The following is a 19,127-nucleotide window of genomic DNA, read 5'->3' on the forward strand; positions in this document are numbered from 1 at the left end:
GCTACACCGACGCCACACCCACCACCCCCGCCTACGGCGGCACCGGACGCGAGGGCGCGGAATCCACTGGCCCGGGAGGCGCAGGCCCGGGGTACGCCGACGCGAATCCTGCGGCCCCTGGTTATGGCAGCGCGGGGTCGGCCAACCTGGCAGGCGCAGACGGGTGGTACGCCAACTCCGCGCCTGGCCATGGCGGCGCGGGGCCTGCTGGTTCGGGGGGCGCGGGCGCGGGTTACGCCGATGCCGCACCTGGTTCCGGTGGTGCCGGGTCGGCGGGCGCCGGGGCTGCTGGCTCTGAAGGCGCGGGCGCGGGTTACGCCAGCGCGAGTCCTTCCCCACCCGGTTACGGTGCTGCCGGACCTGGGGGCGCGGGGTCTGCCGGTCTGGGAGGCGCGGGCGCCGGATACGCCGACGCGAGTCCTGGCGCACCTGGGTATGGCGGCGCGGGGCCGGGGTACGCCGACGTGGGTGCTGCTGTGCCTGGGTATGGCGGTGCGGGGTCGGTTGGTGCGGGAGGCGTTGGCGCTGACTTTGCCGGCGCCGGTCCTGCTTGGAATCCGGCTGCGGAGGTCACCCGGGGCGCGGATTCCGCGACTGTTCGCGGGCCTGCCGGTCAAAGCGGGCCATTCGCCCCTGCCCCTGGGACGGCGCCCGGCCCTTTTCCGGGCATGCCCGGCGATTCGGGGGCGGCGCCTTGGCCGTCTGGTGAGGAGGGCGCGGCCCGGCAGCCTTATCGCGCGCTGCGGCGCGGGCCCGCTGTGGTGACCGGGCTCATCCTTGCTGCGGTGCTGGCTGCGCTGGATGTCGGCGCCCTCGCCATTCTCATCGCCAGGCCGTCGCTCACGGAGGGGCACCGCGGGAACCTGCTGCCCGTAGTCGCCGCGTCCTTCACGCTGGTGGCCGTGGTCACGCTGGTGGCGGCGGTGTTGGCCTGGCGCGGTAGTCGTGCGGCGGCGTGGACGGTGATGGCCGCGCGTGTCGTTCGCATCGCGATGTGGGGGGCGTGGGGTGCGCTGGTTGAGATCCAGTCGTCCGCGCTGGTCGGGCATGCCGTCGTGACGGCGCTGGTCGTGGTCCTCTTGGCGCGTGGTCTGTGGGCGTCTCCTCGGCCGCGCTGACGCTCAGCTTCTGCGTTCGGACCATTCCTTGAGGTCGCGGCGCTCGATGGCCGCCGCCATGAGGTCGGGGAAGGCGTCCGGGGTGCAGGCGAACGCGGGCACCCCCAGCGCGGACAGCGCTGCCGCGTTGTCGTGGTCGTAGGCGGGCGCGCCCTCGTCCGACAGCGCGAGCAGCGCCACCACCTGGACGCCCGCTGCCGTGAGCGCCGCCACCCGCCGGAGCATCTCGTCGCGGACGCCGCCCTCGTACAGGTCGCTGATCAGCACGAAGATCGTGTCGTTCGGACGGGTGACGAGGCCCTGCGCGTAGGCGACGGCGCGGTTGATGTCGGTGCCCCCGCCCAGCTGCGTCCCGAAGAGGACCTCCACCGGGTCGTGCAGCTGGTCGGTGAGGTCGACCACGGAGGTGTCGAACACCACCAGCGACGTCCGCAGCGACCGCATCGAGGCCAGCACCGCGGCGAACACGCTCGCGTACACCACCGACGCCGCCATCGAGCCGCTCTGGTCGACGCACAGCACCACGTCCCGCTTGACGGCCTGTTGCCGCCGCCCGTACCCGATCAGCCGTTCCGGGACGAGCGTGCGGTGCTCGGGCAGGTAGTGGCGCAGGTTCGCGCGGATCGTCCGCTCCCAGTCGACGTCTGCGAGCCGCTTCGGCCGCAGGACGCGGGCCGACCGGTCGAGCGCGCCGCCGACCGCCGAGCGGGTCCGCTGCGCGAGCCGCCGCTCCAGGTCGCGGACGACCTTGCGGACGACGTCCCGCGCCGACTCCCGGGCCCGGTCGGGCATCACCCGGTTGAGCGACAGCAGCGTCCCGACCAGGTGGACGTCCGGCTCGACGGCCTCCAGCATCTCCGGCTCCATCAGCAGCCGCGTCAGGTCGAGCCGCTCGATCGCGTCCCGCTGCATGACCTGGACGACGGTGGACGGGAAGTACGCGCGGATGTCGCCGAGCCACCGCGCCACCGACGGCGCCGAGTCGCTGAGCCCGGCACTCCGCCGCCCCGGCCGCGACCGGCCCTCGCCCCGGTCATCGGACCCGTACAGCTTCTCCAGCGCCCCGTCCATGCGGACGTCGTCCCCGGCGAGCGTCACTCCCGTGCCGTCGGCCTTCTCCCCGCCCAGCACCAGCCGCCACCGCCGCAACCGATCGCCGCCGTCTTCCCGCATCGGATCACCGTTCACAAACGTCCCTCCGTCTCGCGCGCCGACATGTGCCCGCTCCAAGCCGACACACCGCGCCCCGAACCTGCCGACTCCGACAGCGCCCCGGCCACGCAGACCCCATGGCGCGGCGCTCGCGCGCGGGCCGACCGGACGGCCGTTTGAGCAGCGCGGGGCGGTCGGGCTGATGTGTGGACGGCGCGGTCATGGTGCCGTGCGGGGGCGGAGTCATGGGGTCCAGCCGAGGATGGTCAGGGCCGTTTCGGCGGCTGGGGCCGCGCGGGCGGCGTCCAGAGTGTCGGTGGTGGGACGAGGGGTGGACGCGTTGTCCAGGCGGCGGACCTGCTCGCCGATGGAGCGGCGTTCCGCGGCGGCGTAGGCGCCGAAGGTGCGGCGCAGCAGGGGGAGGACGTCGGTGAACGAGTCGCCGGGGAGGTCGGAGATCCAGTCGTCGACCAGGCGGAGCAGGGCCTCGTCGTGGGTCAGGACGAGGCCGCCGCCGGACAGGAAGCCCTCCACCCAGGCGGCCGCGCGGTCGGGCGGGGCGCCGATGGAGACGGCGCGGGCCATCCGGGCGGGGACGTCGTGGAGGCGGCCCGCGTCCAGGAGGAGGCGGGTGAGGCGGCCCTCCAGGAGGCCGTGGAGGTTGTCCGGGCGGGCGATCAGGTTCTCCAGCGTCCGGCGCCAGCGCTCGATGTGGCCTTCGTGGCCGAGGAGGGACAGCGCGCCGTGGACGTCGTCGATGTGGCCGAGGTAGTCGCGGGCGGCGTCGTCGTCCAGGCCCGACACGGCCGGGGGGAGGCCCACGCAGATGCGGACGACGAGGCCGTCGACGACGGTGCGGAGGGGGCCGGTGGAGGTGCCGCGCACGTCCCCGTACCGCAGTGCCCGGACGAGGGCGGGCATCGCGGCCATCAGGTGCGCGACGTCGGTGTCGACCGCGGCGCGGTCGGCGAGGGCGTGCATCACGGTGGGGAGCGCTTCGCCGAGATCGGAGAGGAGGCAGCGCTCGGCGACGGAGGTGAGGTCGGCGAGCGCGGCGGCGTGGGCGGCCAGCGCCTTGGCGCGGGCGGTCGCGGCGCCGCGGACGGTCGTGCCCCAGGCGCTCGCCTCGATCAGTTCGACGTCGAACTCGGGGCGCCAGGCCAGCGTCCACGTCTCGCGGAACGTCCCCTTGGAGCGGCCGCCCTCGGCGGGCGCGCCCCAGTCGACGTCCAGGAGGCGGAGCCGGTGCAGCAGGCGGCTGCGCTCCAGGTCGGTGGGCTTGCGCAGGTCGAGGTCCTGCTCCTTGTCGAGCGCGGACGGCTTGAGCCGCAGCCGCCTCTGCTCGGCCTGAAGGTCGCGCTGGAGCGGGACCATCGGGGTGCGCTCGGGGACTGCGCCGAGCCGCTCGCCGACGACGAGGCGCCGCTGGATCAGCTCGACCGGCAGGTCGGCGCCCTCGCACAGGACGGCGCGGGTCGCCTCGGTGACCTCGTCCAGCCCGGCCAGCGGACGGCCGCGGATCGCGGCGAGGGTCTCGGCGAGCCGCACGGCCTCGATGACGTGCGCGGAGGAGACGTGCAGGTCCTCCTCGCGCAGCACCCGGGCGGCGGCGGTCAGCCAGCGCTCGATGGGACGGTCGCGCGCGGTGAACAGGTGGTGGTACCAGCCGGGGGAGCGGACGCCCGCGCCGTATCCCGACCGTCCCGCGAGGCGCCCGTGCGTCCACGGCACCCACGTCATGGCGATCTTGGCCTTGGGCAGCCCGCGCAGGACCTGGTCGTCGCGGGACGCGGGGACCTTGGCCAGCAGGGCCGGGACATGCCAGGCGCCGCAGACCACGGCGACCCGCTCGTAGCCGTCCTTGAGGGCGCGGCGCAGCGTCCGGCGCATGTGCGCCTCGCGCTGCTCCTCGCGCGCGTCGCCCTCCTCCGGGCCGAGCTGCTCGCGGAGTTCCGCCATGGCCTCGGCGATTGCCGAGAACGGCGAGGGGCCTTCGCTGCGGTGCTCGACCACGTCGTCCCACCACCGCTCAGCGTCGTCGTACCCGGCGGCCTTCGCCAGCCAGCCCAGCGGGTCGCTGCGGATGCCCTCCTCCCCGCCGGGCTCCTTCGCGCCGGGCCCCTCTGTGCCGGGCTCCTGCGTGCCGGGCCCCTGCGTGCCGGGCCTCTCTGTGCCGGGCTCCTTCGCGCCGGGCCTCTCCGTGCCGGGCCTCTCTGTGCCGGGTCCCTGCGTGCCGGGCCTCTTCGTGCCGGGCCCTTCCGTGCCGGGTCCCTGCGTGCCGGGCCTCTCCGTGCCGGGTCCCTGCGCGCCTGGCCCCTCTGCGCCGGGCTCTTCCGCGCCGGGTCGCTGCGCGTCCGGGGTCTTCGCGTCCGGGGCGTCCTCGCCATCGGGCGGGACGAGTTGGTGCGCGGCGGGCAGGTCGCAGAACCGGACTGTGATGCCGGCGCCGAGCGCGTATCGGATCGCCTGCCATTCGGGGCTGAACTCGGCGAACGGCCAGAACGCGGCCTGGCGGTCGTCGCCTCCCGTCGCGGCACGGCCGGGGGAGTAGGCCAGCAGCGCGACCGGCGGGACCATCTCGGGGTCGCCGGCCAGCTCGACGAGCGGGTCGGCCTCCGGCGGGCCCTCGATCAGCACCGCGTCGGGCTTGAAGTCCTCCAAGGCCGCGCGCAGCGCGCGCGCCGAGCCCGGCCCGTGGTGCCGGATGCCGTAGACCTCGACATCGCTCATCGGCGTCCTCCGGGGATGTCCCCCATCAGGAGACCTCCCGGCACGCGCGGTAGAAGTCGCGCCACTCGGGACGCTCGCGGACGACCGTCTCCAGGTATTCCTGCCAGACCACGCGGTCGGACACCGGGTCCTGCACGACGGCGCCGACCATCCCGCCCGCCACGTCGGCGGCGCGCAGCACCCCGTCGCCGAAGTGCGCCGCCAGCGCCAGCCCGCTGGTGATCACCGAGATGGCCTCGGCGGTGCTGAGCGTCCCGCTGGGCGATTTGAGCTTGGTGCGGCCGTCGCCGGTCAGCCCGGAGCGCAGCTCGCGGAACACGGTGACGACCCGGCGGATCTCCTCCAGGCCCGCCGGGGACTCCGGCAGCTCCAGCGCCGCGCCGAGCTGGCCGACGCGGCGGGCGACGATGTCGACCTCGTCCTCGGCGCTGTCCGGCAGCGGCAGCACGACGGTGTTGAAGCGGCGGCGCAGCGCGCTGGACAGCTCGTTCACGCCCCGGTCGCGGTCGTTGGCGGTGGCGATGACCGTGAAGCCCCTGCGCGCCTGCACCTCGGTGCCCAGCTCGGGGACGGGCAGCGTCTTCTCCGACAGGACGGTGATCAGCGAGTCCTGGACGTCGCCGGGCATCCGGGTGAGCTCCTCGATCCGCGCCACGGACCCGAGCCGCATCGCCCGCATCAGGGGGCTCTCCACCATCGCCTTCTCGGACGGCCCCTCGGCGAGCAGCCGCGCGTAGTTCCACCCGTAGCGGATCGCCTCCTCCGACGTGCCCGCCGTCCCCTGCACGAGCAGGGTGGAGTCGCCGCTGATGGCGGCGGCGAGATGCTCCGACACCCACGTCTTGGCCGTCCCGGGCACACCGAGCAGCAGCAGGGCCCGGTCGGTCGCGAGCGTCGCGACCGCGACCTCCATCAGCCGGCGCTGGCCCACGTACTTGGGGCTGATCGCCGTCCCGTCCGGCAGGTCGCCGCCCAGCAGGTACGTGGTGACGGCCCACGGCGACAGCCGCCACCCCGGTGGACGCGGCCGGTCGTCATGCTCGTGCAACCGGGCCAGCTCCTCGGCGTACTCCTGCTCGGCGTGCGGCCGCAAAACCCCTTCGGCCCCGCCGGCCGGACGCCCTCCAGGCAGTTGCGCATCCGTTCCGTTAGGCGAACGCCCCTCCCGACCCACCAGACCTCCCGGCAACGATTCGTCCTTCCCCTTGAGGGGGCGACCTCCCGAACGCGACTCGCCATTTCCCGTGGACGGACGCCCCCCGAGTTCCCCCGGCAACTGTTCGTCCTCCCCTCCGGGACGACCATCCGATGGCGGCTCGTCCTCCCCTTCGGGACGGGCCTCCGGATCGTCCGGCGCCTGCTTTTTGGTCACGGTTCGAGCTCCTTCACCATGTCGTCGCGGAAGCGCAGTGTGGCGGTCAGCTCGGTGACGGCCCGCGGTGCGGCCGGGCCGAGGTCGTCGAGGCGGGACGCGGCGGCGGGATCGAGCCGCTGGTCGGCGAGCCGGCACAGCTGGGTCAGGGCGTGCTCGTCGCGGCGGGAGGGCCGTTCGGCGGCGGCGGTCAGCGTCGCGACCACCGCCGCGGCGAGGTCGCCCGTCCACGGGCCGGGCACGCGTTCCAGGACGCGCAGCAGGTCGGGGTGCCCCTCCACCCAGCGGATCAGGTCGGCCGCCGCGGGATCGCGTTCGCCGCTGGGCAGGATGGCCAGCAGGTCGGCGAGCGCCTCCGGCTCGTCCACCACGACGCCGCCCTTGAGCAGCGCGCGCGCCCACTCGGTGTTGCGCTGCCTGAGCGCGGCCCGTGCCCACCCAATGTGGACGTCTCTGGCGGCTCGCCCATCGGACCCTGCAATGTCCAAGTCACTCGGGGACGATTCGCCGACGGACCTCTGAGGGGACGGTCCGCCAGGGCCTCCGATGAAGGCTCCCAGAGGCAGGCACACGATCTCCATGGGCGGCAGGCCGAACAGGTCCGTCCAGGTGGCGAGGGGCGTGCGGGCGAGGATCTCCCGAAGCCACGCCGCCCTGGTGCCCACGGGGCCGCCACCGCCTCCCGGGACGAACGACCCGCTCGGGTGGAACGGGACGCCGTCGCGCGCCAGTTCCTCATCGTGTTCGCGGGGCGGCTCGACCAGGATCCAGGTCTGCTCCCGCTCTCGTACCGTGCGGACCCGTGACCTCAGGCAGGCCCGCGCGCGCGTGGCCATGCGCGCCCCGTACGCCGAGTCGGGCATGCGGGACAGCAGGTCGGACGCGAGTTGCCGGACGTCCTTGCCGCGATCCTCCAGCGCGTCCTCCAGGAACTCCTCGTCATCGAGGGACAGGCCATGCTCGAACGTGGCGAGGAACGCCGCCCGGTCGGGCGCGGGCTCCTTGGCCCAGGTCTCGTGGAGCAGCCTCCGGGCCGCCGCGGGGTCGCTGCCGCGAAGCCGGGTCAGGTACGCGACGCGTTGGTTGCGCGTACCGGTCTCCCACACGTCGGAGCCCCCGCCCGGATCGTCGCCGGACCCGACGAGGTACGCCCAGTCGGTGTTCTGCAAGGCCAGCCACACGCCGCGCCGTCCGGCGGCCCGCGCGATCGACGGTCGCAGTATCCGGTCGCTGCGCCCTCGCTCCAGGAGTTCGGGCAGCAGCCGCGCGGGCACCCGCCACCCGCGCGCGGCCGCCGCGTCGAGCCATTCGGGCAGTACCCGTATCTGCTCCCCGGCCAGGATGCGCCCGAGCCGCGCCGCCGCCGCGGCCGGTACCACCGGCGCCCTTTCCGCCGGGGCCGGTGCGATGACGTCCGGCCCGGCCGCGTCGGCCGTGCCTTCGCGCGGCTCGGCGGTGCGGGCGCGGGTGGGAAGACGGCCCGCGCGGCGGCGGACGGTCAGCAGGGCGGCCTGGTCGAGAAGGCGGCCCGCCTTGTCGACGGGCTCGCCGGGCGCCTCGCTCGGGGCCTCGGACAGGACGGGCGGGTCGCGGCGTTCGGTTCCGAGGAGGGCGGCGGTGACGTGGTCGTTCCAGGCGCTCACAGGATCACGACTCCCTCGTCCTCTTGCCAGGCCGCCAGGGGACGGACGCCGTGCGGCGTCCATTCCCCGGCGAACGTGACCGGGCCGCCCCCGGAGATGGCCAGGAGGTGCCATGGATCGGTCATGCGGAGCGGTAGCGAGTCGCCGGCGTCGTCTACCACGTGCAGTTCGCCCCCTTCGGTACGGGCGAGCCGTACCCCGGCCAGTGTCGCGGGCCAGCGCTCCAGCCAAGGGTCCCGGGCGAGGGCCGTGGCGTGCTCGTCGAGGAAGCCTTGAACGGTCGTGCCCTCCGGTGTGCCCGTCTCGGCCGGTCCGTACCGTTCGGCGACGAGGGCGCGCAAGGGCTGGGAGCCGGGGTAGAACGCCAGCTCCGCGTCGATCTCCGTGCCCACGACAAGGGACGCGTCCAGGACGGCGCCGGGCGCGGCGAACGACAGCACCAGCGCGGGACGGCCCGTCCGGCGGCCCCGGAGCCACACCCGCCGCGTGGTGAGCTGCTCTAGGGCGGTGTCACGCGAACCGGTCACCGACCATCGGTCACGGACGCGCTCGCCCTCACCCAGAACGTCGTCTTGCGGAACCGTGAATCCGACGCGCGCGCGGACGGTGTCGCGCAGGCCCTGGGGGAGCTCACCGCGCCGCTGGTACGCCCGGACGAGCAGCCGCAGCATCGCGTACTCCTCCAGGAGCCGGTCGGGCCAGCCGGGCTGCCGGGGGACCGCAGCCAGGCCCCTGACCTGCCCGGCGACGGCGGGCGCCTGCGCGTCGACCAGCCGCCGGGCCGCGTCGTCCCACAGCCGGTAGGGCGCCTTCTCGGCCTGCGCGAGCCCATGCGCGACCTGGTCGCGGAGCCACTGGTCGAGTTCGGCGAGCCCGTCGTCGACGCGCCGCTCACGCCGTTCGACGGTCTTGGGGTCCCTGGCCTTGGCGGCCGACGCGGACCGCCGTTCCCGCGCCCGGTCGGCCCGGTCGCGCCGGTCCTCCACCCACTCGGCGGCCCAGCCGGGACGGGGGCCCGTCTCGACCGTCTCCTCGCTCCACAGCAGGAGCAGCCCGAGCGCGTGCTTGCACGGGGTCTTCCGGCTCGGGCAGGTGCAGCGGAACGCGGGCGTGGCCAGGTCGACGCACGTGCGGTACACGCTCTTGCCGCTGCCCTGGCACTCGCCCCAGACGGCCTCGTCGTCGCAGCCGGTGCCGGCCCACTTGGCGGGACGGGCCACCCCGCCCGCCGCCTTGGCCGCCGCCTCGTCCGGTGCGAGGCCGAGGACCTGCCCCCGATCCCATCGCTCGCTCACAGTGCCGAAACTATCGGCGGGGTACGACATTCGCCGCCACCCGACCGCCGGTCAATTCGAGGAGTCAGCAATGAGGTGATTTGTCAGAAGCCCGGGGTGGGGAGGCTCGGGAAGGACGTGGCGTCCGGGACGAGGAGGGCGCCGCCGGCGATGAGGGCGCCCAGGGCGACCGCGCCGAACAGGCCGACCCAGGCGAGCCCTGGCACGCCGGTGATGTGCGCGAGCTGGTCGGCGTCGGAGCTCGGCGCCATGTGGCGGGCGCGCATGCGCTGGAGCTCGATCACCGGACGGGTCGCGGCGAGCAGCAGGAACCAGGCGGCGAGGTAGGCGAACCCGGCCTGGACCTCGTCGCTGCCCAGCCAGGACACCCCGAAGACGACCGCGCCCGTGGCGATCACCGAGAGCGCGCCGTAGGCGTTGCGGATCATGACGAGCATCGCCGCGAGCAGAGCGAGCGAGAACCACAGCATGAGCGTGATGCGGCCGCCCGCCAGCAGCATGGCGAACACCAGGCCCAGCACCGGGGGGGTGACGTACCCGGCCAGCGCGGTGAAGACCATGCCGGGCCCGTGCGGCTTGCCGCGCGAGACGGTGACGCCGGAGGTGTCGGAGTGCAGCTTGATGCCGTCGAGCTTGCGCCCGGTGACCAGGGCGATGAGGGCGTGCCCGCCCTCGTGCGCGATCGTCACCGTGTTGCGCGCGATGCGCCAGGTGGGGCCGTGGAGCACCGCGCCCAGCGCGACGAGCGCGACGAGGACGACCAGCCACCACGGTGGATCGGCCTGCGTGCCCGTCACTCGGTCCCACAGCCCGGCGATGCTCACCCTGTCCACGTCCACCTCGGAGTCGTCGTTCGCGATGCCCAACACTAGGACGTCAGGGATAACGTTCGCGTTCGGTTCAGGACGGTCCGGATGTGTCATGTCCTGAACCGCCGCGGAATGATCACTTACCCGGGCCCTCGCGTCGGACGAATACCGCCTGCGGCGAATGTGATCCGCATCACAGCTACTGTCCCGTAACCCCGTCCAGAATAACGATTTACCAGGTGGAGTGTGATTCATCCCATTATGGTGTGAGCCCTAGAACCGTTAATGTGCCCTTCGCGCCGAGGTAGCAGCTCCCTGCGGCGCAGGGGACTTCGCCCGGCGGTTCACCAGCGGCCGGGCGAGGACGAGCGCCGGTCGGGACGGCGCCACCGCGAATTCCGGAGCGGGTGGCCACGGCGCGACGAGAGGGTGGCGGGGATTGAGCGGGGATCTATCCCCCGCGCGGGCCATGGGCGCGCGTGGGCTGTTTCGGCGTGATCGGATCACGGGGCAGATCGCGATCGGCCTGGTCGGCGTGCTCTGCGTCAGCGCGATCGTGTACGGGGTGGGCACGGCGAGCGCGCGGTACAAGCTCGCCGACGTCGGCGCGTGGCTGAGCGCGGGCGCCAAGGGCCTGGTCGTGCACGCCAACGGCCTCGCGGGCAAGGTGGACGGCAAGGCCGCCGTGATCCCGCAGATGCGCGGCCACCACATCAAGATCGTCCAGGACGGCACGACCGTCCTGCTGATCGACGAGGACACCGGCGTCGTCAGCCGCATCGACCCGTCCCAGCTCAAGATCACCCAGAGCCGCGCGCTCGGCGGCTCCGCGCTGCAGGTGGTGGCCGGAGCCGGCACCGCGTACACGGTCGACCTGGCCAAGGGCGCCGTCCAGCAGATCGACCCGCTGAAGCTCACCCCGATCGGCCAGGGCGCCGCGCTCACCGCGCCGCTCGCCAAGGCCGGCATCGACGCCAAGGGCACGCTCTGGGTCCCCACCCCGCAGGACGGCAAGGTCGTCCCGTTCCAGAACGGCCGCCAGGGACAGCCCGTCGCCGCCGGACGCGCCGGCGACCGCCTCTCCCTCACCATCGCCGCCGGGACGCCCGTCGTCACCAACAGCACGTCGGCGGCCGCGCTGATCGTCCGCCCCGGGGGCACGCAGAAGATCAACCTGCCGGCCCCCGTCGCCCAGGCGGCCGACGGGGTGAAGGTCCCCGAGGTCGCCGACGGGCAGATCGTCCCGATGCTCGGCGCCGGCGGCGCGCTCTACCTGCTGAACACCGCTGTCGGACGGGTCGACTCGGTCGCCCTGCGCATGCCGCGCCACCAGTTCGAGCCCCCGCACGTCCTCGGCTCCCGCGTCTACCTCCCGGACCGCACGTCCGGCCGCCTGCTGGTCTTCAACACCGACCGCAACGGCTGGGAGCAGCCGATCACCGCGACCCGCCCCGGCGGGACGATGGAGATCCTCGTCCGCGACCACATGCTCTGGGTCAACGACCCCAACGGCGCGACCGCCCTCGCCTTCGACCCGAACGGCGCGGTCAAGCGCATCAAGAAGTACGAGGACAAGATCCCCGGCAGCGCCCGCCATCCCATCCCGGCCCCCAACCCGGGCAACGGCAACGGCAACCGCAACAACGGCGGCGGCCGAGCCCCCGGCGGCAACACCGGAACCCCGCCGTCCGGGACGCCCGCCAAGCCGCCGGTGAAGAAGGACCCGACCGCCCCCGATCCGCCGATCCCGGCCGCCAGCGGTGGCGACGGCAAGGTGACGGTCCGCTTCACCCCCGCGAGCCAGCCGCAGGGCGTGTACCCGGTCACGCGCTTCGTGCTCCTGGACCAGAACGACCGGCCGGTGAAGGGCGCCAGCCCGTCCCAGTTCCCCGCGAGCTCGCCGGGCGGCACGTTCACCGTGGACGGTCTGGCCTGCGACGCCACGACGCACGCCTACAAGGTGGCGGCGGAGTACCGCGACAAGGACCGCAGGCCCGCCTTGAGCCCGTCGGGCGCGGTCAGCGCGACCGCCTGCCAGGCGCCGATGGCGACGCCCGTCCTGACCGCGAGGCCGGAGAACCACACCGCGTCCCTCTCGTGGACGCAGGCGCCCGGCTACCAGATCACCTACAAGGTCACCGGCCCGAACGCGCCCGCCGGACGGCTGAGCGGCACGTCCACGGACGTGGGCGGCCTGACGAACGACGCGAACCGGTCCTACACCTACACCGTCACGGCCGCCAACGGCGCGGGCGAGACCACGTCCGCGCCCAAGTCGGTCACCCTCAACCCCGAGACCGGCGCGAGAAGCTTCAACATGCACTGGGACGACGACACCAGCACCAAGATCCGCTCGTCACCCGATCAGGGCGCGGGCTCTGTCGGCACGATCCCGAAGGGCTATCACGGCGGAGTGATGGTGCACTGCCAGCAGAGTGGCACGCGCTACATCGACACCTGGAACAGCGCGAACCGGTCGAGCGTGGTCTGGGACAAGATCACGTACAACGGTGTGACCGGGTGGATCAGCGACCTGTTCGTCACGACCTCGGGCTCGGGTACCGACAACTTCTCGCCGCCGCTGTGGGGGTGCAATTGATGAGCGAGGGCACGGGGGTGGACGCGGAGGCGCTGGTGGGGCGGTTCGCGCAGATGTTCGCGGCGCTGGCGAACAACATCGAGCGGGTCGTGCGGGGGAAGCGCGACAAGGTCGAGCTGGCGCTGGTCTGCCTGCTGTCGGAGGGGCATCTGCTGGTCGAGGACGTCCCGGGAGTGGGGAAGACGACCCTCGCGCGGGCGATGTCGGCGTCGGTGGAGGCGAAGTGGACGCGGATCCAGTTCACGCCCGACCTGCTGCCCAGCGACATCACCGGGGTGTCGATCTTCAACCAGGGGACGGGCGCGTTCGAGTTCCACCCCGGTCCGATCTTCGCGAACCTGGTGGTGGCGGACGAGATCAACCGGGGGTCGCCGAAGACGCAGTCGGCGCTGCTGGAGGTCATGGAGGAGCGGCGGGTGACCGTCGAGGGGACGCCGCATCCGGTGCCGCGCCCGTTCCTGGTGATCGCGACGCAGAACCCGGTGGACATGGACGGGACGTACCCGCTGCCGGAAGCGCAGCTCGACCGGTTCCTGATGCGGATCTCGATGGGGTACCCCGACCACCAGGCCGAGGTGGCGGTGCTGGCGGGGGCGCCGACCGGGGCGGTGCTCGACCAGATGCCGCCGGTGATGGGCCGCGAGGACGTCGCGCGGATGATCGAGTTCGCGCAGCGGCTGCACGTCGCGGCGCCGCTGTACGACTACGTGGTCAGGGTCGTCGCGGCGACGCGGGAGCACCCCGACCTGCGGCTCGGCGCGAGCCCGCGGGCGAGCCTGGCGCTGCTGCGGGCGGCGCGGGTGCGGGCGGCGGCGGCCGGGCGGTCCTACATCGTGCCCGAGGACGTGAAGGCGCTCGCGGTGGCGGTCATCGCGCACCGGCTGATCGTGACGCCGGAGGCGGAGCTGCGGGGGCGCGGCGGCGCGGACGTGGTGGGCGAGGTGCTCGCGAACGTGCCGACCCCGCAGGCCGCCGGGGTGTGATGTGCTGACGCCGCTCGGATGGGGGACGGCGGCCGTGTCGGCGGCGCTGTACGCGGCGGGCTGGTGGCTCGGGTACCCGGAGCCGGCGATGCTCGCGGTGGCGGGGCTGGCGGCGGTGGCGGGCGCGGCGCTGTGGACGCTGCCCCGGCCGAGGCTGGAGGTCCGCAGGGAGATCGCGCCGGCGAAGGTCGGGCGCGGGGAGCCCGCCGTGGGCGTGCTGCACGTGAGGAACGCGGGGCGCGGGGTCCGGGGGCTGACGGCGCTGGACGCGGCGGGATCGACGCAGGTCGCGGTGGAGGTGCCGCGGCTGCGGCCCGGCGGCGGGCGGACGGTGACGTACCGGCTGCCGACCGGGCGGCGCGGTCGGATCCCGGTGGGGCCGCTGCGGCTGGTGCGGGCCGATCCGCTGCGGCTGGCGCGGCGGGTGCGCGAGTACGGCGCGCCGCAGGTCCTGCTCGTCCGGCCGAGGACGGTGCCGCTGTCGCTGCTGCCGTCGGGGCGCGCCCACCATCTGGACGGTCCGACCAGCGACCGGTCCCCGGCGGGGACGGCGACGTTCCACGCGCTGCGCGAGTACGTGATCGGGGACGAGTTGCGCCACATCCACTGGAAGTCCTCGGCGAGGACGGGGACGCTGATGGTCCGGCAGCTCGTGGACGCGAGCCTGCCGACCACGACGATCGTGCTGGAGGCGCGGCCGCAGGCGTGGCCCGAGCCCGACGATTTCGAGCTGGCGGTGGACGCGGCGGCGTCGGTGGCGGTGGCCGCGTCGGCGGCGAGCTTCCCCGTCCGGGTCCTGACCGGGTCCGGGCCGGTGGCCGACACGCGAGGCGGGCCCGAGGACGTGGAGGCGCTGCTCGACAGGCTCACCGCCGTCATGCCCGGACCGGGGCCGCAGTCCACGCTGGACGTGGTGCGGCGTGTGCGCGCGGGCGGATCGCTGGTCGTCATCACGCCGGGCGGCGGAGAACTGAGCCGGGTCGCGGCGGTGCGGAGCCGCTTCGACCGGGTGGTGGTGCTGCGGGTGCGGCCGGGCGAGCCCGCGTCCGCGCCGCCCGGCGTCCACCTGATCGACTTCGGTGACCTGGACGGGCTGGCGGAGGCGTGGCGGCGGCTCGGGACCGCCCGGTGACGCGCTACGCGTCCCTCGCGGTGACGGCCTGCCTGGCCGCCGTCGCGGGCCTTGCGTTCCAGCGGGTCTTCGGCCTCGGCCCGGTGGTGCCGGTCGCGATCGTGGCCGCGGTCGTCCCGACGCTGCTGTCCGCGCTGCTCTCGGGCCCGCGCAAGGACAAGGGCCCGTGGCCGCTCTGGATCGCCGTCGTCCTGACGGCGGTCGCGTGGGCGGGGACGGTGTCGGTCACCGTCCTGCGTCCGGCCCTGAGCGCGGGGACGCTCCCGCAGACGCTCCGCGAGGGCGTCCTCAGCGGGTGGAAGTCGATCCTCACCACGCTCCTGCCCGCCCCGGCCAAGCCCGAGTTCCTGGTGCTGGCGCACGTGCTGGTGTGGCTGGCGGCGTTCGCGTCCGCCGAGCTGGCCCTGCGCACGTCGCTGCGCGCCGTCCCGTGCGTCCCGGTGCTGGGGGTGTGGGCGGTCGCGCTCCTGCTGGGCGTGGACGGCCCCGGCTCCAACCTTCCGCTCGCCGCCGCGACCGTCGTGCTGATCGGCGTGCTGGCCCTCATCCGGTCGGACGGCCCGGACGCGCGGCCCGCGTGGCGTCCGCTCGCGCTCGGCCTGCCCGCCGCCGCCGTCCTCGGCGCGCTGGCGTTCCTCGCGGGCCCGGTCGTCCCGGTGAGCGCCGAGCCGTACGATCCGCGCGAGCAGGTGCAGGCGCCGCCGCCGCAGCAGCGGGACGGGGTGAGCCCGCTCGACCGGGTCGGCGGCTGGCTCCTCAGCCCCGACCAGGTCATGTTCACCGTCGCGTCGCCGCGCAACGAGATCGCGCGGCTCGCCGTCCTCGACCGGTTCGACGGCGTGACGTGGTCGTCCACGGCGCGGTTCGTCCCGACGGGCAGCAGGGTGCCCGCCGGGCCGAGGCCGGGCCGCGAGCACCGGACGGGGCAGCGGATCACGATCCGCGACCTGCCCGGGGTGTGGGTGCCCGCCGCCGACCGGCCCCGGCGGGTCGACGGGATGGCCGTGGTCGTCGACCCGGGCAGCGGCGCGCTGGCGGCCGCGCGGCCCCTCCGCCCCGGCCAGGCGTACACGGTCGAGTCGCGGGTGCCGGAGTGGTCGGCCGACGACCTGGCCGGCGCGAGCGTCGCGCGGGACGCCGAGGCGCGGGCCGCGCGGGAGCTGCCGTGGGGGCCGGGCGCGACGCGTCCGCCCGTCCAGATCGCCGAGTTCCGGCGGTTCGCGCAGGCCGCGACGCAGAACGCCGTGTCGCCCATCCAGCAGGCCGCGATGCTCGCCGAGCACCTCAAGCGCCACGCCCGCTACGACGTGACCGCGCCGCCCGGCCACGGTTACCGGCAGCTCGACTACTTCCTCGGCGAGGGCAGGCGCGGCACCCCCGAGCACTTCGCCACCGCCTACGCCCTGCTCGCCCGCTCGATCGGGCTGCCGTCCCGGATCGTGGTGGGATTCGACGGCGGGAACCGCGCGGGCGGCGCCGTCCAGGTCCGCTCCGGCGACGTGATGGTGTGGCCGGAGGTCAAGTTCGAGCGGCTCGGCTGGGTGCGCTTCAACCCGCTCCCGGAGAACGCGCGCCGCTCCAAGCAGAACGACACCGTCGCGGCGGGGGAGACGCAGCAGAAGCTGGAGCAGGCACAGAAGAACGCCGCGTCCCAGCAGAACGGCTCCGGGCCGGGCAAGACACCGCAGAAGGCCCCGCAGAAGCCCGCCGCCGCCGAGGACGGCCCGCCGCCCTGGTGGGTGTTCGCGTCGATCGGGGCGGCCGTCCTGCTCACCGGGTACGTGCTGGCCGTCCTGCTCGTCCCCGCCTTGCGTAAGCGCCGCCGCCGGACGGGCCCGCCCGCCGAGCGCATCGCGGGAGCCTGGCACCAGGCCCTCGACCACCTGTCCGACGTCGGGCTCTCCACGGCCCGCACGCTGACGGCGCACGAGGTGGCGCGCTTCGGCGCGTCCAGCGTCGGGGAGGACGCCCACGGGCACCTCGGCCCCCTGGCCGACCTGGTCAACCGCAGCCGCTTCGCCCCGTCCGGCCCCGACCCGCACGCCGCCGACCAGGCGTGGCGCCACACCGACGAGCTGGGACGGCTCGTCACCGCCAAGGCCGGCCGCCTCCGCCGCTTCCGCAACCGCCTCCACCCCCGCTCGTTCCACCCCGGACCCAGGGGCCTCGTCTAGAGGCGGCCCGTTCAGCGGGCGGGGAGGTGGACGCCGATCTCGCCGCCGAGCGCCGCGCCCGGCTCCAAGCCGAGGTCGTCGCCGCTCCAGAACCGGCCCGGGTCGAACCAGTTCGGGCGGCGGCCCTTCGGCAGCAGCCCCATCGACTGGTAGGTCACCGCGACGATCTCGGCGCAGAACGCCGTCTCCAGGTCCGGGTCGCGCTCGGCGGGGCGGCGGACCGGGACCCGGCCCCGCAGCCAGCGCGACGCCAGCCGCGACGTCGAGGGGAACGGGGTGCCGTCCAGCCGGGCCACCGCGCGCAGCGCCGCGTCCTCCATCGCACGGGGCGCGGGCGGGTCGAGCTGGCGCAGCCACGCCCGCTGCCCGTACCGGTTCCCCCACGCCAGGACGGCGTCGCGCAGGTCGTGGAGCTGGGCGCCCCGGTGGTGGCCGCCCGACCACAGGTCCGGCAGGGAGCGGCCCAGCTCGGCGTGCCACAGCAGCGGCGGCAGGTCGTCGATGACCACCGACATTCCGACATGGTTGACGGGGCTGTTGGTCGTCATCTGGATCGCCCGGTCGGCGACCGTCCTGCCGCGGAAGAGCCACACGTCCCCGGTGCGGGTCAGTGCGGCGGCCTCGTCGAGGGAGATGCTCGTGCCCGGCATGATCGCTAGCCTAGGCGCATGCGATGGTGGAAGGCGCTGGGCATCGCCGGTTTCGTCGGGGTCGCCGCGACGGGCGCCGTGATCGCGCGGGCGGAGCGGCGGCGCCGCTCGTACACGCCCGACGAGATCCGGCGGCGCCTGCACGAGCGGCTGGACGAGGCGCCGGGTGAGTCGTCATGACCGTCCGATCCGTCCGCCCGCCGGGGCCGGACGACCTGGACCGCGCGTGGCGGGCCGTGTCCGCCGAGCTGCCGCCCACGCCGGTCGTCGCGTCGGAGCTGGTGCCCGGCGCGCTGCTGAAGCTGGAGACGCTCCAGCCGACGGGCTCGTTCAAGGTGCGGGGCGCGCTCGCCGCCGTGGCCGCGCTGCCGGGCGGCGAGCCGGCCGTCACGGCGAGCGCGGGCAACCACGGGCTCGGCATGGGCTTCGCCGCGGCCAAGGCGGGCGCGGACGTGACCGTCGTGGTGCCCGAGCGCGCGTCCCAGGCGAAGATCGACAAGATCGGGACGTTCCCGGTGCGGCTCGTCCAGTACGGGGCGTCCTACGACGAGGCCGAGGCGCACGCGATGAGCCTGCCGGGCCGGTACGTCTCGCCCTACAACGACCCCGCCGTGATCGCCGGGCAGGGCACGATCGGCCGCGAGCTGGACGAGCAGGCGCCGGGGCCGCTCACCGTGGTCGCGCCGGTCGGCGGCGGCGGGCTCGTCGCGGGCCTGTGCCTGTGGGCGCGCGAGCGCGGCGGCGTGCGCGTCGTCGGCGTGGAGTCGGCGGAGTCGCGGGCGGTGTCCGCCGCCGTGTCGGCCGGGCGGATCACCCGGGTGCGGGTGGGTGACTCGATCGCCGAAGCGCTGATGGGCAACCTGGAGGCGGGCAGCGTGACGCCGGACGTCATCCGGGGCGCCGCCGAACTGACCACCGTCACCGAGGCCGAAATCCGGGCCGCGCTGCGCTGGCTGCTCCGCGAGCACGGCCTCGTCGCCGAGGGCTCGGGCGCGGCCGGGGTCGCCGCCGTCCTTGCCGGGAAGGTCGGCCTCACTGGACGGACGGTCGTCGTCGTGTCCGGCTGCAACATCACCATCCCGACCTACACCGACGCCCTGCGCGACGGCTGACGCCCCGCGAGGGCCGCGCTCAGCCCTTCGCGCGCCCCTTGCGGAGGCAGGCGGGCGCCGACCACGACACGTCCGGCGCCTTGCCCTGGTTGAGGCGCAGCACGGCGCCCACCTTGAAGCAGTAGCCGGTCCTCGGACCCAGGCCCGGGAGCGTCGCCGAGCGCGAGCCCGCCGGGACCGACACGATCGCCTGGGAGCCCGCCGGCTGCCGCTGGACGATCAGCGGCAGCCCGCGCGCCGCGTCCGGCAGCGTCCAGATGAGGGCGGCGCCCCGGCCCACCGGACGGACGATCAGCCGGCGCGGGCGGGTGGCCGCGAACTGGGTCGCGGGAAGGGGGTCCTGGGAGTCTCCGGGGCC

15 protein-coding genes are annotated in these 19,127 nt (G+C 74.6%); 7 read left to right on the plus strand and 8 right to left on the minus strand.

All coding sequences use genetic code 11. From position 1 onward, the window contains the following. Positions 1-785: 785 nt before the first annotated feature. Positions 786-1,118: a hypothetical protein gene (locus E1298_RS27920; RefSeq protein WP_131898405.1), complete on the plus strand. Its 333-nt coding sequence runs from the start codon at positions 786-788 to the stop codon at positions 1,116-1,118. Positions 1,119-1,121: 3 nt separating this feature from the next. On the opposite strand, the gene E1298_RS27925 is transcribed toward E1298_RS27920, so the two are convergent. The 6 genes from E1298_RS27925 to E1298_RS27950 all read right to left on the minus strand — a co-directional run bounded on the left by E1298_RS27925 (position 1,122) and on the right by E1298_RS27950 (position 10,176). Beyond that, complete coding sequence (locus E1298_RS27925) at positions 1,122-2,291, minus strand: VWA domain-containing protein (protein WP_131898407.1); 1,170 nt, start codon at positions 2,289-2,291, stop codon at positions 1,122-1,124. Between the two features lie 222 nt (positions 2,292-2,513). After that, positions 2,514-5,000: a DUF5682 family protein gene (locus E1298_RS27930; RefSeq protein WP_131898409.1), complete on the minus strand. Its 2,487-nt coding sequence runs from the start codon at positions 4,998-5,000 to the stop codon at positions 2,514-2,516. 25 nt (positions 5,001-5,025) lie between these two features. Beyond that, positions 5,026-6,093, minus strand: coding sequence for an ATP-binding protein (locus E1298_RS27935; protein ID WP_243725852.1), 1,068 nt, complete (start codon positions 6,091-6,093; stop codon positions 5,026-5,028). Between the two features lie 275 nt (positions 6,094-6,368). Beyond that, on the minus strand, positions 6,369-8,015 hold the full coding sequence (locus E1298_RS27940) for a DUF5691 domain-containing protein (protein WP_131898411.1): 1,647 nt from the start codon (positions 8,013-8,015) through the stop codon (positions 6,369-6,371). Continuing rightward, positions 8,012-9,310: an SWIM zinc finger family protein gene (locus E1298_RS27945; RefSeq protein ID WP_243725853.1), complete on the minus strand. Its 1,299-nt coding sequence runs from the start codon at positions 9,308-9,310 to the stop codon at positions 8,012-8,014. Before E1298_RS27945 ends, E1298_RS27940 begins: the two co-directional genes overlap by 4 nt. An 83-nt stretch (positions 9,311-9,393) precedes the next feature. Further along, on the minus strand, positions 9,394-10,176 hold the full coding sequence (locus E1298_RS27950; RefSeq protein ID WP_424923151.1) for a M50 family metallopeptidase: 783 nt from the start codon (positions 10,174-10,176) through the stop codon (positions 9,394-9,396). 382 nt (positions 10,177-10,558) lie between these two features. Between E1298_RS27950 and E1298_RS27955 the strand changes: the two genes are divergently transcribed. Genes E1298_RS27955 through E1298_RS27970 form a run of 4 tightly spaced genes read left to right on the plus strand, consistent with a single transcriptional unit; the run spans position 10,559 to position 17,007 of the window. After that, positions 10,559-12,718 carry a hypothetical protein gene (locus E1298_RS27955; RefSeq protein WP_165975691.1) on the plus strand — a complete coding sequence of 720 codons (2,160 nt, stop codon included), beginning with the start codon at positions 10,559-10,561 and terminating at the stop codon, positions 12,716-12,718. After that, on the plus strand, positions 12,718-13,701 hold the full coding sequence (locus tag E1298_RS27960) for an AAA family ATPase (RefSeq protein WP_165975692.1): 984 nt from the start codon (positions 12,718-12,720) through the stop codon (positions 13,699-13,701). The genes E1298_RS27955 and E1298_RS27960 overlap by 1 nt, the downstream gene beginning before the upstream one ends. 1 nt (position 13,702) lies before the next feature. Next, a complete protein-coding gene (locus E1298_RS27965; protein WP_131898419.1) occupies positions 13,703-14,833 on the plus strand; it encodes a DUF58 domain-containing protein in 1,131 nt (376 codons plus the stop codon). Next, complete coding sequence (locus E1298_RS27970) at positions 14,830-17,007, plus strand: transglutaminase TgpA family protein (protein ID WP_131898421.1); 2,178 nt, start codon at positions 14,830-14,832, stop codon at positions 17,005-17,007. The genes E1298_RS27965 and E1298_RS27970 overlap by 4 nt, the downstream gene beginning before the upstream one ends. An 11-nt stretch (positions 17,008-17,018) precedes the next feature. Here E1298_RS27970 and E1298_RS27975 read toward each other — a convergent pair whose 3' ends face one another. Beyond that, positions 17,019-17,657, minus strand: coding sequence for a hypothetical protein (locus E1298_RS27975; protein WP_131898423.1), 639 nt, complete (start codon positions 17,655-17,657; stop codon positions 17,019-17,021). Positions 17,658-17,675: 18 nt separating this feature from the next. Between E1298_RS27975 and E1298_RS48430 the strand changes: the two genes are divergently transcribed. Further along, positions 17,676-17,837: a hypothetical protein gene (locus E1298_RS48430; RefSeq protein ID WP_165975693.1), complete on the plus strand. Its 162-nt coding sequence runs from the start codon at positions 17,676-17,678 to the stop codon at positions 17,835-17,837. Continuing rightward, on the plus strand, positions 17,834-18,769 hold the full coding sequence (locus E1298_RS27980; protein WP_131898425.1) for a threonine ammonia-lyase: 936 nt from the start codon (positions 17,834-17,836) through the stop codon (positions 18,767-18,769). Before E1298_RS48430 ends, E1298_RS27980 begins: the two co-directional genes overlap by 4 nt. A 19-nt stretch (positions 18,770-18,788) precedes the next feature. Here the strand turns inward: E1298_RS27980 and E1298_RS48435 are convergent. Then, a partial coding sequence (locus tag E1298_RS48435) for a fibronectin type III domain-containing protein (protein WP_165975694.1) occupies positions 18,789-19,127 on the minus strand: 339 nt, incomplete at its 5' end.

Source organism: Actinomadura rubrisoli, assembly GCF_004349215.1.
Classification (GTDB): domain Bacteria; phylum Actinomycetota; class Actinomycetes; order Streptosporangiales; family Streptosporangiaceae; genus Spirillospora; species Spirillospora rubrisoli.

Bases quoted from the DNA above. Each gene is read 5' to 3' on its own strand.
- E1298_RS27925 (WP_131898407.1), bottom strand. From the start codon at position 2,291: ATGCGGGAAGACGGCGGCGATCGGTTGCGGCGGTGGCGGCTGGTGCTG.
- E1298_RS27975 (WP_131898423.1), bottom strand. From the start codon at position 17,657: ATGCCGGGCACGAGCATCTCCCTCGACGAGGCCGCCGCACTGACCCGC.
- E1298_RS27960 (WP_165975692.1), top strand. From the start codon at position 12,718: ATGAGCGAGGGCACGGGGGTGGACGCGGAGGCGCTGGTGGGGCGGTTC.
- E1298_RS27930 (WP_131898409.1), bottom strand. From the start codon at position 5,000: ATGAGCGATGTCGAGGTCTACGGCATCCGGCACCACGGGCCGGGCTCG.
- E1298_RS48430 (WP_165975693.1), top strand. From the start codon at position 17,676: ATGCGATGGTGGAAGGCGCTGGGCATCGCCGGTTTCGTCGGGGTCGCC.
- E1298_RS27980 (WP_131898425.1), top strand. From the start codon at position 17,834: ATGACCGTCCGATCCGTCCGCCCGCCGGGGCCGGACGACCTGGACCGC.